The organism is Leifsonia sp. HAY1-4F, assembly GCF_056755275.1.
This window is the reverse complement of sequence record NZ_JBNDHX010000757.1, coordinates 1-229: the sequence shown is the minus strand read 5'-3', so window position 1 is coordinate 229 and position 229 is coordinate 1. Positions and strand designations below refer to the sequence as shown.

Sequence of the window (229 nt, the reverse complement as noted above, 5' to 3'; positions counted from 1 at the left end):
CAGAGGACGGTATTAACTCCAGAGAGATACACCTTTTTGCCCTGGACGAATGCGTCACCGGTGGAGTTACCCGCCGATCTGAACTTGGCGCCGATTCCCGCGTAGGGCGACGACGCCAACGCGGTGCCAGCCAGGTTCCAGGAGGTTGATGTCGGCAACGATCCGGGTCCGTTCGGAATCGTGCACACACCTGTCACGGTTCCAGTCATGGCCAGGATGGGCGCGAATT

Annotated in this window: 1 protein-coding gene; it reads right to left on the bottom strand. The window is 59.8% G+C overall.

Annotation, left to right across the window (positions count from 1 at the left end):
* The coding region (locus ACPYOG_RS21235) for a hypothetical protein (RefSeq protein WP_481296008.1) at window positions 1-209 on the bottom strand (209 nt) is incomplete at its 3' end.
* Window positions 210-229: the final 20 nt, after the last annotated feature.